This is a genomic window from Pauljensenia sp. C0254C2 (assembly GCF_056583835.1).
Window position 1 is genome coordinate 175,388 of sequence record NZ_JBWPJO010000002.1, and the last position, 15,221, is coordinate 190,608.

Genomic DNA, 15,221 nt, shown 5'->3' on the forward strand with positions numbered 1-15,221 from the left:
CGATGCATTTTCATCATATGCGCTTATCGTGCCGTTTCCTGAGCGAGGTGCCCAGGCCTCATTTTCTTCATCCTACGTGAGGGAAAAGAGGGCGGCAGAACTTCGTTGCGAAGAGCCGCAAGATCCTACATGTCTAGACGAGTGTGACTCGCGCGTCTGGGCGGCGCGCGGCCGTGAAACCGTGCTCGGAAGTTGGCGCATCATGGAATACAGTTTCTATCGGGAATGCTCAACACGAACCGAGGAGTAAGCGAGATGGCCATGCCTGACGAGCCTCGCCCTGACGTGCGGCAGATGCCCGAAGATGGTGCTGGTCAGCGCGCAGCCGGACCACCGGCCTCATCCACATCGCCGTCCGCGCCCGACCAAATCGGGCCATCATCTCGCCCGGCGCAGCAGTGGGCCGCCCGCCCGGATGGATACAGCGCACGGCTGTTCCGCCGGATTGTGTCAGCCGTGGTGTATATCGTCGTGATCGTGGTGACGATTCGCGGCGCCGTCTTCACGGCAGTTGGGCAGGCCTGGGATACGGCATTGATGGAAACGCTGGCCACGTGGCGCCCCACTGTTGCGCCGGTGGGCCGCATCCTGGTTCACCTGGCCTCCTGGCAGGCCGTCGTTGTCATGTGTGTCGTTGTCGCGGCCGTTGCGATTGCGCGCAGGCGGTGGCACCTGGCCGTGCGTGCCGTCATCGTCGTCGTTGCGGCAAATCTGACCACGCAGCTGGTCAAACTCCTGATCGTGCGACCGGATCTGGGATCGTCGATCCACATCGCAAACTCACTGCCCTCCGGCCACACAACGTTTGCCGCATCCATCGCGCTCGCCTTGGTCATCGTGGCGCCTCGATGGGTGCGCACCCCGGCCGCCTACGTCGGGTGGATCTGGACCACGCTCATGGCCATGACCGTCATCATGTACGGCTGGCATCGTCCTTCCGATGTTCTGGTCGCAGTGCTGGTGGCCGGCACATGGGCGCAGCTGCTCGCACCTGTTGAACACCGCAGGCGGCACGGCGTGATGGCGCGGCGCATGTTGTCCTTCTTCTGTGGCTGCGCGATCATCTTCGCGCTCCTCATCGCATGGTATTTCATGCCCAACGTCGACATCGTCTCGCACTTTGCGCCGGGCGCGTGGGACATGGGTTACGCACAGTTCGTTGCCAGTGACCCGGCGCGCACCAGGTGGCTCGCCCTGGCCGTCATGTTCATGCTCAGTGGTGTCGCGGGCGCAGTAATGTGCGAGGTGGACCGCCTGTCGTGGGCACAGCCGCAATCTCGCAACAGTCGGTGAAACAGCGGGCGCGGTCGCCCTCGTCAATGACAACACGCACAAAGTGACCGACGAGAGGGACGCTGTGCAACGCCCACTGGGCGAGATGGGGACTTTCGGCCCATGCTCGACGAGGGAATCATAGCTGACGCATGCGACACGCCGAACCACGACATCTAGTGGGTGGAATTTAAAACGGCAACTAGATATGGTGTTCACGCAACGTCGACAAGGATGACGGCCTGACGCCGCAGCAGCCCGAGTGCGGGCTGTTTTCCCTGTGACGAAACCCCTGACGCGTGGCGGGCTTTCCGCGCGTCGACCCCACATCAAGGCAGAGGAGACTGAACCGTGCGCTATGACGTAGATGCCATCAGCACAATTGATGAATACCTGGAACGCTCCGACTGGCGCGTCAATGCGAACGCAAACCAGGGGTACTCCCTGGGCGGTTTGATCCTCAACGCCTCTGGCAAGATGGTCGCAAACTACTGGCTGGAAAAGATCTATTCACCGGAAGCCGGTGAAGCGCACCGCTCGGGAGCCCTGCACATTCACGACCTCGACATGTTCTCCGGGTACTGCGCAGGCTGGTCGCTCAAACGCCTCATCCAGGAAGGCTTCAACGGTGTGCCTGGTGCGATCGCCTCGGCCCCACCCAAACATTTCTCCTCTGCGTGCGGTCAGATCGTCAACTTTCTGGGCACGCTGCAAAACGAGTGGGCCGGTGCGCAGGCGTTTTCATCTTTCGATACCTACATGGCGCCATTCGTCCGCCTCGACAACATGACGTACGAGGAGATCGTCCAGTGCATGCAGGAACTGATCTTCAACCTGAATGTTCCTTCACGCTGGGGCTCGCAGTGCCCGTTCACGAACCTCACGTTCGACTGGACATGCCCCGACGATCTGATGGATGAAGCTCCGCTGATTGGCGACGAGATCTGCGACTTCACCTACGGCGACCTGCAGCATGAAATGGACCTGATCAACCAGGCGTTTATCGAAGTGATGACCGGGGGAGACGCTGACGGACGTGTCTTCACGTTCCCGATCCCGACGTACAACATCACCAGGGACTTCGACTGGGATTCGCCCAACACGCTGCGCCTGTTCGAAATGACCGCGAAGTACGGCCTGCCTTACTTCCAGAACTTCATCAATTCCGATCTGGATCCGCATATGATCCGATCAATGTGCTGCCGATTGCAGTTGGATCTGCGCGAACTGCTCAAGCGCGGCAACGGCCTGTTCGGGTCGGCTGAGCTGACCGGATCGGTGGGTGTGGTCACGCTTAACATGGCGCGTCTGGGCTACCTGTACAAGGGTGACCTGGACGGACTGATCGGTGCGATGGACCAGCTGATCGACATTGCCTCCGACACGCTGGAGCGCAAGCGCGAAACCATTTCCTACCACATGGAACACGGCCTGTTCCCCTACACGCGCCGCTACCTGGGGTCGCTGGATAACCACTTCTCCACCATCGGCGTGAACGGCATGAATGAGATGGTCCGCAACTTCACCGACGACCAGATGGACATCACGGATCCGCGTGGACGCGAGATGTGCGAAAAGATCCTCGATCGCGTGCGCGACCGCATGGTGCAGCTGCAGGAATCCACCGGTCACATGTACAACCTGGAGGCCACCCCTGCCGAAGGTACGACGTACCGCTTCGCCAAGGAAGACCGCAAACGCTACCCCGACATCCTGCAGGCCGGCTCCGCCGATCAGCCGTACTACACGAACTCCTCGCAGCTGCCCGTCGGCTACACCGACGACCCATTCCAGGCTCTGGAAGAGCAGGAAGTGCTGCAGGGCAAGTACACGGGCGGCACTGTGCTTCACCTGTACATGGGGGAGCGTGTCTCATCTGCGAAGGCCTGCATGGAAATGGTCCGTCGCTCTCTGACTGCTTTCAAGGTGCCGTACGTGACAATCACGCCGACCTTCTCGATTTGTCCGGTCCATGGGTATCTGGCGGGCGAGCACTTCACGTGTGAACGCTGCGCGGATGCCCACCCGAACAGTGCTCCGCAGACGTGTGAGGTGTGGACACGCGTCATGGGCTACTTCCGCCCCGTCCAGTCTTTCAACATCGGCAAGAAGGGTGAGTACGCCGAACGCACAATGTTCACTGAATCAGCCGCCTCTCAGCACGGCGAACTGGTCAGCGCCTTTCCTCCCGTCTCCCTTTCATGAAGGACGAGGCAGGCCGCGGGCGCCTTGTCAACGCCGACGACCTTCAAATAGCTGGGCTCACCCCGATGTCAACGGTGGACTGGCCTGGCAAGCTGGTCGCATCGGTGTTCTGCCAGGGATGTCCGTGGCTGTGCCCGTACTGCCATAACCACGCGATCATCGATCCGACGATCCCGGGCGTGGTCGCATGGTCATCGGTGGAGGATCTGCTGTCACGGCGCCGCGGACTGCTCGATGGCGTGGTGTTTTCCGGAGGCGAGGCCACACGCCAGCAGGCACTGATACCAGCGATGCGTCGGGTGCGCGAGATGGGATTCCTGATTGGTTTGCACACCGCAGGGCCGTATCCGCATCGCCTGCGTGATGTGCTGTCTGAGGGTCTGGTGGACTGGGTCGGGATTGATGTTAAAGCGATGCCGGACACGTATCAGGTCGTGGCGGGGCGCCAGGGAGCCGGCACGAAAGCGTGGGAGGCGCTGGACGTGCTGCTCGAGTATGCCGAACGCCGCCCAGGCGCGGATAGCGCTGGTTCGGCTGGCGACGAGGGTGATGACGGTGCGCGCTCGCGGTCGGTGGATTACGAAGTGCGCCTGACGGTGTATCCCGATGGGCCGCGTGACGGTTTGACGGTGGCGAGAGAAGCGTTCCGGCGCGGCGTTCGCCGCTTTGCCTTGCAGCAGGCCAGGGCGATGGGTGCGCCTGACGGTTTCCGCTCCGACGCGGTGGGGTGGGATGACCAGGTTGAGGCGCTGGCCCGCGACATCGAACAGATCGGGTTCGACACCTTCGCCTATCGGCCCGCGCACTGAATAGGTGAGTGCGGTGACCTCGGACAATAGGACAGAGTTCGCCCGCGCGATCGTCAGGCGTGCAGCGGTGCGCTAGGCTTGTCAGTAACACCATTGGAGCTGATGGAGGCAAACGCGATGAACAATCAGTCAGATCCTCGCAACCTACATCAACTGGCCGCTGACCCCAGTACGGATTATGAGACGCTGAGGGATATCGCCTACCGTCACCCGGAGCTGCGTGCCGTCGTTGCTCAGAATCCGCACACCTACTCGGGGCTGCTCGAGTGGTTGGGATCGTTGGGAGATCCCGCGGTGGACCAGGCGCTTGCTCAGAGGCGTGCATACGGGCAGCAGGGAGCGGGGCGTTTCCCACCTGTTTCTCAGGCGGCGTCCGGTACGGCCGCCCTCGACCAGGCCAGTCGCCAGCAGGGGAATCGAAGCGGTGAATCTGATGGATCGTCGCAGTCCAGAGTGGGACTGGTGCTCGGAATCCTCATCGCCATCGCTCTTGTGCTTGTGGTGATCTCGATCGTGGTATTCAAAGGGATTTTCCCCTCCCGTCCGGTTGATCCCAGCCCCGCGCCGGCTCCGCAGTCGTCTGCGCAGTCGACCGAGCCTGAAAGCAACGGGGCGGCTGAAGAGCAGTCGGAGGCCGAACCAGAGCAGGCTCAGTCAGATGAACAACCGATCGTGTACCCGGCACCGGCGGGTGCAGTTCAGGCCGGCGAGATCATGGCGCCCTCGGGCAATATTGCCTGCACCCTGTCCGACGAAACTGTCTCATGTGTCATTGTTGATGACGATTACGCAGCTGCCGGAGTTGAGAGCTGCGGTGACCGGCTGACAAATCTGGTTGCCACCGCCGAAGGAGCTTCGCGCAAATGCGTGGAGTCCGCACAAGGTGGTGGGCAGGCCCTTGAATACGGCAAGTTTGCAACCAGTGGTGACGTCGCATGTCAGTCGACGCAGAACGGCATGAGCTGCTGGAACGTGAAGTCCGGAGCTTCATTTGCCCTTGCCCGTCAAGGATGGATGGTCAGGGAGCAAGGCCCCATCGGTGAAGACCAGTTCAGATGGTGAGTATCGATACTTGCAGCACGGTCTGAATAGCCTAGTGTCTCGGGGATGCGAAGCGATTTTCATTAGTAATTTGGACTGTCTCTTAAGCTGATTGACGTTCGACGAGACGAGCGATAGGGGGTTTGGGGATTTCAATGTCCGCTGTGATTCCAAGCATGTTCAGTCCATCAGTAAGAAGCTGAGCTGCTGTCGGGTCGCCAGCGAGTGTGAAAGTGGTGAGAGGAATCGGCAGATACGAGTCGAATAACTCATCATCCACACCGACGATTGCGATATCATCGGGGATCGACATGCCTCTGCTGAGTACAGCATTCATGATCGGCATTGCGTGAACGTCGTTGTAACAGGCGAACGCATCTATCTCAGGATTCAAGTCGAGATAGTCGTTTACCATCTGTGTGAGTTCAGCCGAATCTCCTCCTTGTGGGATGGGGAGCACTAGCTCGAATGGGCTACGGTATCCCGCTTCGTTGAGTGCAGCTCGAGCGCCTTGTGCACGCGGAGCCGAAAAGATCTGCATCAGGGGATTGTCCGTAGTTGCGAGAGCAATCGTGTGAGAACCTCGTGAGAGCAAATAGTGGACTTGAGCCCTGCCTACCTCTAAGCCGGCAAGTTCCTGAGAATGTCCTCCTTCGACATGTGGAATCGACAAAGAATCGAAAGTTTCAATATCGTCTGTATCCAAGCCATATGGAGCAATTATCAGGGCTGGAGTGATCGCTGATAGCAGCGACGCTGTTAGCTCTTCATTTTCGTACCATAGAAGCGGGGTCAATCCGCATGAAGTGATTGCGGTGCTGAGTTGCTGGTAGTACTGCCCTAACTTGAATGTTGAGGGAAAAGGTGGCATGGCGATCACGACAACCCGCGAATGTCCCATTGCAAGATCGCGGGCAAGAGAATTGGGTGTGTAGCCCAGTTTCTGCGCCGCCTGAAGGACGCGTGCCCGCGTGGCACTCGAGATACTCTGCCCAGGCTTGTCATTAAGAACGTAGCTCACCGTGGCGCGCGAGGTGCGTGCCAATCTTGCGACATCGGCACTGGTGGGGCGGCGACGGACGTTAGCCATGATTGCTCATTTCCTGCGACTGCTGGGGCAATCAAATGATATCGCTTGACGATTTTGGGTTACGCGCTTAAGCTATGAGCTAACGGGTGCTTACGCGTGTAAGTCCGGTTGTGAACACCAATCAATGAAGAGGGACAGACAATGACGCACCCATGGCAGAACAAGATAGGGTTCGGTGCTGCGTATTATCACGAGTATCATTTCGAGGACCGTCTCGATAAGGACTTGGATCTCATGGTCGAGGGCGGTTTCAACATCATTCGAGTCGGTGAATCCGTCTGGTCAACGTGGGAGCCAGAAGACGGGGTCTTCAATCTTGAATGGCTTCAACCGATCCTTGATGGTGCCCATAAGCGTGGTATCGATGTCATCATCGGGACACCGACATATGCCGCGCCTCCGTGGATGAGAGTGCGATACCCCGAGACAACCTTGCAGGTCGCGACAGGTGTGGAAAAGCCATACGGCGGGCGACAGGACATCAACTACCACAACGCAACCTTCTGTCGTCTGGCCGAACGCGTCATACGGAAAATCGTTGAGCGCTACAAAGATCATCCTGCTGTGGTGGGATGGCAAGTGGATAATGAGCCCGGTCTGGCATTGATGTACAATCCGGATGTTTTCGCCGACTTCAAGAAATGGCTTCAGAAACGCTACGGTGACGTCGACACCCTCAACCGGAAGTGGGGCCTGACTTATTGGTCCCACAGAATCACCTCGTGGGATGAGCTGTGGACGCCCGACGGTAACACGGTACCTTCCTATGACCTAGCCTGGCGGCGATTCCAGGCAGAAATCACTCACGAGATGATTCAATGGCAGGCTGACTTGGTTCGCCAGATGGTCCCCGATCACCACATCGTTACCACGTGTATTGCAGCCAACCAGCCGGGACAAGACATTACAGAGGTGGCCAGCGCACTTGATATCGCCGGATCGAACATCTACTTTGCCGCACAGGTCGGCCTAGAAAAGCCTGGTATAGACGAACTGGATCCTCAAGGTGCTCCCGGTTGGATTCCCTGGTCTGGCCCCGCCTATGTTCAAATGCTTCTTGACGTCTCCCGCGGAATGAAAGACGCACCTTTTGTCGTCACCGAAACGGGAGCAACCTCAATTGGCTACTCCCATAACCTGATCGTGCCGTGGCCTGGCCAACGCCGACAGGTCATATGGCAGATGATTGCCCGCGGTGCTCAGATGATTGAATACTGGCACTGGCACACCAACAGATTTGGATTCGAGACATGGTGGGAAGGAATCCTCGGTCACTCGCTGACACCGACCCGTACCTATCACGAGTTGTCAGATGTGGCCCACGAGCTGGAAAGCTCACGCGAACTCATCTCAGGGCTCACACCGCATTCTGACATCGGAGTGATTGTCACGGCTGAATCGCGCTGGGCAACTGAATTCCAACCGCCCATTGGTGAAGGCATTCGCGGCGACCAGGGTGCCTACGACAAAGGCATGGCACTTCTCATGAGAGGTATCCAGGATGCCGGCCTGACCACCGATATTGTCAACATTGATCAACTTGGTACGAGCCCTGAGGAGATGGTCAAACGCTGGCCGGTGCTGGTTAGCGCTTTCCTCTACGTGCTTTCCGACCAGGACCTGCAGCTGCTGCGCGAATACGTCGCTGCAGGTGGCCACCTTGTCGTTATGCCGCGTACAGGGCTGGCAGATGCAGAAGCAATTGTTCGTGATTGCACCAAGCCAGGCGTACTTCGAACAGATGCTGGTGTCCATTACGACGAATCAACCACGCTGCTGCACCCCGTTGCAGTTCATGGGCAGTGGGAAGGACATGCGCAGTGGTATGCCGACTGCCTGATTCCGGACAGCGACGACGTCCTCGTCCTTGGTCACTACGATGACCCATTCCTAGACGACTACGCAGCTGCAACGACCCAGCAAACGGGCCAAGGGCGAGTAACCACCGTGGGGTGCTACCCGGATCGTGAACTGGCGCGTCACCTGTTCGAATGGGTTGATTCCACGTCGCTCGAGCCGGATCAGTGGCGAGCACATGCAGGCGAACAGCAAACCTACATGCGTGCTACGAGCACTCAGAACACAACGCTGCACTTCATACACAACTGGTCTTGGAAGCCCAGTACCTATGTTGTGCCTGAGCGTGCGACGGGACTTGACGGCGCAGTTTACAAGGCCGGGGAAGAAATCAAGCTTGGCGCATGGGACGTTGCAGTCGTTCATACGCCCTCTCACTGATCCACTGTTTCCGGTTCCCATTAACGAATAACGAAGAAAGAAAGCAAGATGAACACTGATACCGGCACGACGGGCACGCCACAGGTGACCCGTCCGAAATTGACAGCTGACACCATCCGCTTCGCAGCGGCTCTCGCGCTGTTCTCATTCTTGTGGATGGGCGGCCTGATGATTGTCTCGGGCGTCCTACTGCCGCAGCGGCTCACAGACATTGGCGTGGCGAATAAAGAGGCAGTATTCGGAGCCCTCAACACCATTACTGCAATCGTCTCGCTCCTGTCGAATCTGATTGCCGGTAACCTCTCAGACCGTACTCGCTCGGTGTTTGGCAAACGTACGCCCTGGGTTTTCACCGGCGGCATTTTAGGTGGCGCCTCGCTGTTCCTGATTCAGGTTCTACCCAATGCATTCCTGATCGGACTGTCCTACTCCATCTCCATGGTCGGTCTCAATATGATGATTGCCCCGGTGATCGCAACACTGTCGGACAGAATCCCCGAGCGTCAACGTGCCACTATGTCGGCATTTATCGCAGCAGGTACATTGGTTGGCCAATCAGTGGGCCAGCTGGTAGGTGCACGTTTCCTCGGCCAGACATTGCCCGGATTCGTTACGGCAGGAATCCTCATGGGGTTGGCAGGAATTCTCACGGTTATGGTGTGGCCACGGGAAGGCTCCTCCCGCAATGGCGAAACGCAGCATGAAAAAGAAACCCTGCTTGACTTGCTCAAGTCCTTCCGCCCACCTCGCAATGCCCCGGATTTCTGGCGCGCCTTTGTCGGCCGTTCACTGCTGATTCTGAGCTACTACATGATCCTCAACTACCAGCTGTACATCCTCCAGGATCACATTGGTGCAACAGAAGCCCAGGCCTCGGCGACGATCGCGACAATGGCAATAGTGACGCTGATTGTATCGGCGATTGCGACGGTTACGTCAGGACCGCTATCTGACTTGATTCACCGCAGGAAGATCCCTGTTGTCGTCGCCTCGATTCTGCTTGCAGTGGGATACCTGATCCCGTGGGTGATGCCGACAACAACAGGCATGATTCTGTTTGCCGCATTTGCAGGATTCGGATACGGCACGTATTCGTCAGTTGATCAGGCGCTCAATGTCGATGTGCTGCCATCGAAGGAAACTGCGGGTAAAGATCTGGGCATTTTGAACATAGCGACGACGCTTGGTCAGGCTGTTGGCCCGATCATCACGTCTGTACTTGTCACGGCCATGTCCTCATACTCGTTTGTGTTCCCGACAGCGATCGCATTTGCTGTCATTGCGTGCGTATTTATCATGCGGATCAAGTCTGTGCGGTAGGGCTTTACGCACCGAGGGCGTCTGCCAGCGCCTCGAGATAGTCACTGGCAGAGCCGTCGATGCGCAGGCGAACGGCAGAGTGATGATCGAGGTCGCACGGCCCACGATTGATGACGACCAGGTCAGCGCCACTGCTGATTGCCTGGTGAGCAATCCACACGGCGGTTGACACTTTCACTGACGTGCCCACGACCAGGAGCACGTCACACTGCGCAGCAAAGGTCAGTCCCTTGTCCATCTGGTCTGATGGCAGCATTTCACCGAAAAAGACGACGTTCGGTTTGAGGATCCCACCACACTGCGGGCAGGGAACCAGTGTGATTGCGGAAGCCTCGGCACCCTCGGGATCAACCTGAGCCAGAATCGCCACGTGAGTGGGATCAGGGTCGTCGACCAGATTTGGGTTGGCGGCGCGCAACTCGCCATCGAGCCATTCTCGGGGGTACCGCGCTGCGCACTGCATGCAGTCAACCGTCAAGAACGAGCCGTGAAGCAGAGCGAGCTGGTGGATCCCAGCCTTTTCATCTAGGCCATCCACATTCTGGGTGGCAACGCCGTGAAGGATTCCTGCCCGCTCCATGCGTGCGAGCGCCTCATGTCCACGTGTGGCGGGCAGGTCCTGCAACGCTCGCCACGTCACCTGGTTTCGCTCCCACACCCAGCGTTGCCATTTCGGATCCGACAGGAACAGGTCGATATCCACTGTCGGCGTGCCTGACGATCCGGTTCCGCGATAGTCCGGAAGCCCTGAATCAGTGGATATTCCGGCACCTGTCAGAGCAGCCAGACGCTTACCCGCACACAGCTCGACCAGCTCATCCAGATGAGGCAGCGAGGATGACGACCGTGGCATTACTGCTGCCTGAACCTTTCCACGAACTTCTTCACAATTTGCCCCGCCTGGTGGGTTCCTTCACCCATGTGCCCGATCTGCACCAGGGTCTCCAGATCGTCAGTGCCTGAGTAGCCGGCATCGGCATAGATCGCCAGGCGCTGATTGATCGCGTCGGAGTCAAGTTCAGGGTTGAACTGCGTAGCCCAAAAAGCCGGCCCAAAACGCATCATCTGCGTGGGACACGTGACTGATGTAGCAAGAACCGTCGTGCCCGGCGGCACTTCTTCTACTGCTTCGTGGTGGCCGACGTAGGTTGTGAATGTGCGCGGAAAGTCCTCAAGCAGCGGGTCATCCTCGGCCTCCTCAGTCAGGGTGATTGTCACCATCGAAGCCGGTTCAGCCCACCGTGTCGTCACCGTGCCGCCCAGAACCGTCGCGGCAACCTCCGTTCCGTAACCCGTGGTCAGACATGGGGTTTTCGCCTCGAGGATCTGATGGAACAAGTGAGCCAGATCTTCCTCAGTTCTGCGCTGGGACGATGACTTCTTCTCAGTGGGAGTAGTGGTGCCGTAAGGCGATCCAGCCACGAAGATGCCGCTGTAGGCATTGACGTCAACTTCGGGCAGCCCCAGCATATCCATGCGAACCTGTTCGAGCGTGGACGGCGTCAAACCGCTGACCAGGAGGTACGAATGGTATTCAGCGTCGATCGCTTCTTCTTCGGGGCGTGTTGATACCAGCAAGAAAGGCTTCATGCTTCAAGTGTAGGCAAAGAAAGAATTTCCGGTACCCTTACGGTCGAAACATGGGATCTACAGACCGGCCGTGAAACCGATGACGAAGATGCCGACAACGAGACAGATCGAGATGATCACGATGCCCGATACAACAAGCCCGGCGACGGCCTCGTGCCTTCCTCGACCACCGCGTGAAAACGAGGTGATGAGTCCGGCAATACTCAAGATCAGGGCGAAGATTGTCAGAGGGAACGCCAGCAGGGAAAGGGCTGCCATCCACAGGCCAATCGTGGCGGCAGTGTTGGAGTTATGGCGAGGGGCGTTGTATCCGGGGGCCGAGAAAACCATGGCCGGGTCAATGTTCTGAGTTCCGGGGAAAACGAACTGGGGCGACGACGGATCCAGTGCAGGATCAAGGGATGGATCCAAGGACGGATCCAGCGTCGGGTTTTCTGTGGCACTGTGTGAGGAATCAAGAGAAGGATCCAGCACGTGCAACTGCGGACCTGTCGCTGGCTGACTCACCAGTTCCCCCCTCACTCCCCGCGGCCCTGTGCTGACCGAGGGCATCTTTGGTATCCCCTTGTGACGATCCTGCTACGTCCCACCCTACGGCATGACGACTGGGTTCATCTATGGTCACAGCTTATCTGCACGCTCAGGCAACTCGCCCATCAGTTCACCCGTGTGAAATCAACCATGATTTGCCGCGGAATTTAGCCTTTTGTCGGCAAGTTCGATACTGTGATGTTCCGACCGGTGAACGGCCTGCACTTTTGCATCCTTATCAACTGATCGGAGACATCCGCATGAGCGGTTCAGCTACCCCTCGCGCCTCGCGCGAGTCTTCCCATTCGTCAAGTCGTCCTCGGGGCGGCTTTTTTTCATGGCGACTTCACGGTGATGGCACGTCAATCGCTCCCGGCGAGGTTGTCGCCCCCGAAGAGCGTCTGTCGTGGCCGCGCACCATCGGAATCGGTGCGCAGCACGTTGTCGCCATGTTCGGTGCGACGTTCCTCGTCCCTCTGATCACAGGCTTCCCACCTTCGACCACGCTGTTCTTCTGCGCAGTCGGCACACTGCTGTTCTTCCTGATCACCGGCGGACGCATGCCGTCCTACCTCGGATCATCTTTCGCGCTGATTGCGCCGATCACCGCTGTCACACAGACCCTCGGCCACAACTATGCCCTGGGTGGCGTAATCGCCACCGGTGCAACCCTGACCCTGGTCGGCGTCATCGTGCACTTCGCCGGCGCACACTGGATCGACGTCGTGATGCCCCCGGTCGTCACCGGTGCAATTGTCGCGCTGATCGGCCTGAACCTTGCGCCAGCCGCATGGAACTGGGTCAAGGAAGGCCCACTGACGGCAGTGGTCACCATCGTGTCAATCTGCCTGATCACCGTGCTCTTCAAGGGTATTATCGGACGCCTGTCCATCCTGTTCGGCGTGCTGATCGGCTACGTTGCAGCAATCCTCCAGAACGAGGTTGACTTCTCACGCGTTGCTGAAGCCTCCTGGATCGGTCTGCCTGAGTTCTCCACACCTGCTTTTGATCCATCGACGCTGGGCCTGTTTGTCCCGGTTGTCTTCGTCCTTATTGCTGAAAACGTTGGTCACGTGAAGTCGGTGTCAGCGATGACCGGGCGCGATCTTGACGGCATCACCGGGCGTGCACTGATCGCTGACGGCTGCTCCACCATGCTTGCCGGTGCCGGCGGTGGTTCAGGTACCACGACGTATGCGGAAAACATCGGTGTGATGGCTGCGACCCGCGTGTACTCCACGGCCGCGTACCTGGTCGCCTCAGGCATGGCGTTCCTTCTGGCTCTCACGCCCAAGTTCGGCGCCCTCATTTCGACGATTCCGGCTGGCGTTCTGGGCGGTGCAGGCACCGTCCTGTACGGCATGATCGGCATGCTGGGCGTGCGTATCTGGGTGCAGAACCAGGTGGACTTCTCTGACCCGGTTAACCTCAACACCGCTGCGGTTTCCCTGATCGTCGCAATCGCGAACTTCACGTGGGTTGCCGGCGGCATGCAGTTCGAAGGTATTGCACTGGGTTCAGGTGCAGCATTGCTGATCTACCATGTCATGCGCTGGATTTCTAAGCTGCGCGGCACGACGCTTGAGGCTGCTTCACCTGCGTCAGCCCCGTCAGGTACCGAGTTGGAGTCGACGGCCTATTCGACCCGTCATCATTCACGAGGGGAACTGGCGGACGCTGCTGAACTGGCAGATGGCACCGAACAGACTGGCGGCGCTGAACAGGCTCGCTAAGCCAATTCTTCAGGTATCAAACGAGGGCGGCTCACGTGAGTCGCCCTCGTTCCTATTAAAAGCGGACGCAACGTCACTGCTGTGACACCGCGGCGACGCTACTCGGATTGTCCCTCTGACTGACTGCCGTCGCCTGACTGATCATCGTCGCCGGTTTGGGTGGTCGCGGGCGCAAGAAGCTCCGGGTCGACAGGCAGGCACGAGTCGCTGCCTTTCAAGGCGCTTTGAGCCTCTGCGATTTTCTTGATATCTTCCTTAGGCAGCAGTGAATCGAAGAATGTACCGAGGATGACCTGGACAACCTCGTCGGTGCCTTCGCTCAGCACCACGCGCGCATCAGGGAAGAAGCGCGCAACCGTGTAGCCGGCATCAATGTTCTTGGGGGAGACGTCAATTTCGACGGTGCCGGTCAACTCACTTGCCGCGTTGGCAGGATCCTGCATGACAAATCCCTGCTCGGCCAGCATCGTCGTCACCGAGCTGGCCAGGCCCGACTGTGAGGTGGCGTTGAGAACCTGAACATGGATCGTGTCTGCCGGCAGCGGTGTCGTACCTTCCGTCGGGCACACAATGTCGCCCAGACCTGCCGTCTTTTCCGTCTTGGAGAACTCTTCGGAGGGCATCGAAATGATGTTCGTGATCACGAGGAGCGCAGCAATGACCAGTACTGCCATGACGGATGCCACGACGGAAAATGTCAGATTCTGCTTACTCTGTCGGGCATCAAGGAAGCGTTGACGTGCTGATCGACGCCGAGATTGCTGCGGGTTCACGTCACTAACTTAGCCGAAATACACTGTGAATGTGACCTCGCCATGCACGGGCGGTGAAAGCTCAGCTGCCGCTGTCCAAGTCCTCGAGCATCTTGTCAAGCTCCTCGAGCTGCTCATCCAATTCTGCGAACTGGTCGTCAAGGTCACTCGTGAGGTTTTCGACGTCACCCGAGAAAGTGTCTGGATAGCAGAACTGTGCCTGATCCATCGACACGTTGACAATACCCATGTCATCGCCCTGCTCAGCCTTGTCGGCCAGTGAGAGTAGGTTCTTCTTCGTGCGATCGTCGTCTGTGAGCCGCCCGGCGTGAGGCCCGTGGATTGGGGGGGACGGGGCGGGAGCCGGCGCCGGGGTGGGAGTCGGAGTTGGAGTTGGAACGGGCTGCGTGCTTTGCGGTGTGGGTTGGATGCCCTGTGCAGTGGGGTCCTTTTTGACGAGTGGTCCACATGCACTCAGGGTCATGGTGATGGCGACTGTGCTCAGGAGCGCGAGAATTTTGGTCGGTTTTCTCACATTTTGGAGTCTGTCACGACGAAGGCGCCATGAGAACCCTCGTCGATAAGGTTGATATGCAGTTGTCACCATCAACGCCTTATGGTGATAGAGCAGTGTGCGGCT

General features: G+C 58.5%; 13 protein-coding genes. 7 read left to right on the forward strand and 6 right to left on the reverse strand.

The window, feature by feature from the left end; genetic code table 11:
* Nucleotides 1-261 precede the first annotated feature (261 nt).
* The 4 genes from AC1DA5_RS02385 (at nucleotide 262) to AC1DA5_RS02400 (ending at nucleotide 5,348) form a co-directional block, all read left to right on the forward strand.
* A complete protein-coding gene (locus tag AC1DA5_RS02385) occupies nucleotides 262-1,293 on the forward strand; it encodes a phosphatase PAP2 family protein (RefSeq protein WP_480289121.1) in 1,032 nt (343 codons plus the stop codon).
* Nucleotides 1,294-1,623: 330 nt separating this feature from the next.
* Complete coding sequence (locus AC1DA5_RS02390) at nucleotides 1,624-3,477, forward strand: ribonucleoside triphosphate reductase (RefSeq protein WP_480289122.1); 1,854 nt, start codon at nucleotides 1,624-1,626, stop codon at nucleotides 3,475-3,477.
* On the forward strand, nucleotides 3,474-4,286 hold the full coding sequence (locus AC1DA5_RS02395) for an anaerobic ribonucleoside-triphosphate reductase activating protein (RefSeq protein ID WP_480289123.1): 813 nt from the start codon (nucleotides 3,474-3,476) through the stop codon (nucleotides 4,284-4,286). Before AC1DA5_RS02390 ends, AC1DA5_RS02395 begins: the two co-directional genes overlap by 4 nt.
* A 117-nt stretch (nucleotides 4,287-4,403) precedes the next feature.
* On the forward strand, nucleotides 4,404-5,348 hold the full coding sequence (locus tag AC1DA5_RS02400) for a variant leucine-rich repeat-containing protein (protein WP_480289124.1): 945 nt from the start codon (nucleotides 4,404-4,406) through the stop codon (nucleotides 5,346-5,348).
* A gap of 82 nt (nucleotides 5,349-5,430) precedes the next feature.
* On the opposite strand, the gene AC1DA5_RS02405 is transcribed toward AC1DA5_RS02400, so the two are convergent.
* Nucleotides 5,431-6,417: a LacI family DNA-binding transcriptional regulator gene (locus tag AC1DA5_RS02405; RefSeq protein ID WP_480289125.1), complete on the reverse strand. Its 987-nt coding sequence runs from the start codon at nucleotides 6,415-6,417 to the stop codon at nucleotides 5,431-5,433.
* Nucleotides 6,418-6,558: 141 nt separating this feature from the next.
* On the opposite strand from AC1DA5_RS02405, the gene AC1DA5_RS02410 reads away from it, so the two are divergent.
* Both AC1DA5_RS02410 and AC1DA5_RS02415 read left to right on the forward strand, forming a co-directional pair.
* The gene (locus AC1DA5_RS02410) at nucleotides 6,559-8,655 is read left to right on the forward strand and encodes a beta-galactosidase (RefSeq protein ID WP_480289126.1); all 2,097 of its coding nucleotides are present in this window, start codon (nucleotides 6,559-6,561) and stop codon (nucleotides 8,653-8,655) included.
* Nucleotides 8,656-8,703: 48 nt separating this feature from the next.
* Complete coding sequence (locus AC1DA5_RS02415) at nucleotides 8,704-9,975, forward strand: MFS transporter (RefSeq protein ID WP_480289127.1); 1,272 nt, start codon at nucleotides 8,704-8,706, stop codon at nucleotides 9,973-9,975.
* 4 nt (nucleotides 9,976-9,979) lie between these two features.
* On the opposite strand, the gene AC1DA5_RS02420 is transcribed toward AC1DA5_RS02415, so the two are convergent.
* The 3 genes from AC1DA5_RS02420 to AC1DA5_RS02430 are packed head-to-tail and all read right to left on the reverse strand — an operon-like array spanning nucleotide 9,980 to nucleotide 12,072.
* Entirely contained in the window at nucleotides 9,980-10,828 is an 849-nt protein-coding gene (locus AC1DA5_RS02420) for an SIR2 family NAD-dependent protein deacylase (RefSeq protein WP_480289128.1), read from the reverse strand.
* Nucleotides 10,828-11,565 carry a glutamine amidotransferase-related protein gene (locus tag AC1DA5_RS02425; RefSeq protein ID WP_480289129.1) on the reverse strand — a complete coding sequence of 246 codons (738 nt, stop codon included), beginning with the start codon at nucleotides 11,563-11,565 and terminating at the stop codon, nucleotides 10,828-10,830. Before AC1DA5_RS02425 ends, AC1DA5_RS02420 begins: the two co-directional genes overlap by 1 nt.
* 57 nt (nucleotides 11,566-11,622) lie before the next feature.
* The gene (locus AC1DA5_RS02430; RefSeq protein WP_092648899.1) at nucleotides 11,623-12,072 is read right to left on the reverse strand and encodes a hypothetical protein; all 450 of its coding nucleotides are present in this window, start codon (nucleotides 12,070-12,072) and stop codon (nucleotides 11,623-11,625) included.
* Nucleotides 12,073-12,356: 284 nt separating this feature from the next.
* Between AC1DA5_RS02430 and AC1DA5_RS02435 the strand changes: the two genes are divergently transcribed.
* The gene (locus AC1DA5_RS02435; protein WP_092649153.1) at nucleotides 12,357-13,829 is read left to right on the forward strand and encodes a uracil-xanthine permease family protein; all 1,473 of its coding nucleotides are present in this window, start codon (nucleotides 12,357-12,359) and stop codon (nucleotides 13,827-13,829) included.
* A 98-nt stretch (nucleotides 13,830-13,927) separates the two neighbouring features.
* Here the strand turns inward: AC1DA5_RS02435 and AC1DA5_RS02440 are convergent, their stop codons facing one another.
* Nucleotides 13,928-14,602 carry a LytR C-terminal domain-containing protein gene (locus AC1DA5_RS02440; protein WP_157886399.1) on the reverse strand — a complete coding sequence of 225 codons (675 nt, stop codon included), beginning with the start codon at nucleotides 14,600-14,602 and terminating at the stop codon, nucleotides 13,928-13,930.
* Nucleotides 14,603-14,663: 61 nt separating this feature from the next.
* Complete coding sequence (locus AC1DA5_RS02445; RefSeq protein WP_058237437.1) at nucleotides 14,664-15,116, reverse strand: hypothetical protein; 453 nt, start codon at nucleotides 15,114-15,116, stop codon at nucleotides 14,664-14,666.
* Nucleotides 15,117-15,221 lie beyond the last annotated feature (105 nt).

Excerpts from the sequence above, each read along its gene's own strand:
- AC1DA5_RS02405 (WP_480289125.1), bottom strand. The coding sequence starts at position 6,417 with ATGGCTAACGTCCGTCGCCGCCCCACCAGTGCCGATGTCGCAAGATTG.
- AC1DA5_RS02400 (WP_480289124.1), top strand. The coding sequence starts at position 4,404 with ATGAACAATCAGTCAGATCCTCGCAACCTACATCAACTGGCCGCTGAC.
- AC1DA5_RS02410 (WP_480289126.1), top strand. The coding sequence starts at position 6,559 with ATGACGCACCCATGGCAGAACAAGATAGGGTTCGGTGCTGCGTATTAT.
- AC1DA5_RS02420 (WP_480289128.1), bottom strand. The coding sequence starts at position 10,828 with ATGCCACGGTCGTCATCCTCGCTGCCTCATCTGGATGAGCTGGTCGAG.
- AC1DA5_RS02435 (WP_092649153.1), top strand. The coding sequence starts at position 12,357 with ATGAGCGGTTCAGCTACCCCTCGCGCCTCGCGCGAGTCTTCCCATTCG.
- AC1DA5_RS02415 (WP_480289127.1), top strand. The coding sequence starts at position 8,704 with ATGAACACTGATACCGGCACGACGGGCACGCCACAGGTGACCCGTCCG.
- AC1DA5_RS02425 (WP_480289129.1), bottom strand. The coding sequence starts at position 11,565 with ATGAAGCCTTTCTTGCTGGTATCAACACGCCCCGAAGAAGAAGCGATC.
- AC1DA5_RS02395 (WP_480289123.1), top strand. The coding sequence starts at position 3,474 with ATGAAGGACGAGGCAGGCCGCGGGCGCCTTGTCAACGCCGACGACCTT.
- AC1DA5_RS02385 (WP_480289121.1), top strand. The coding sequence starts at position 262 with ATGCCTGACGAGCCTCGCCCTGACGTGCGGCAGATGCCCGAAGATGGT.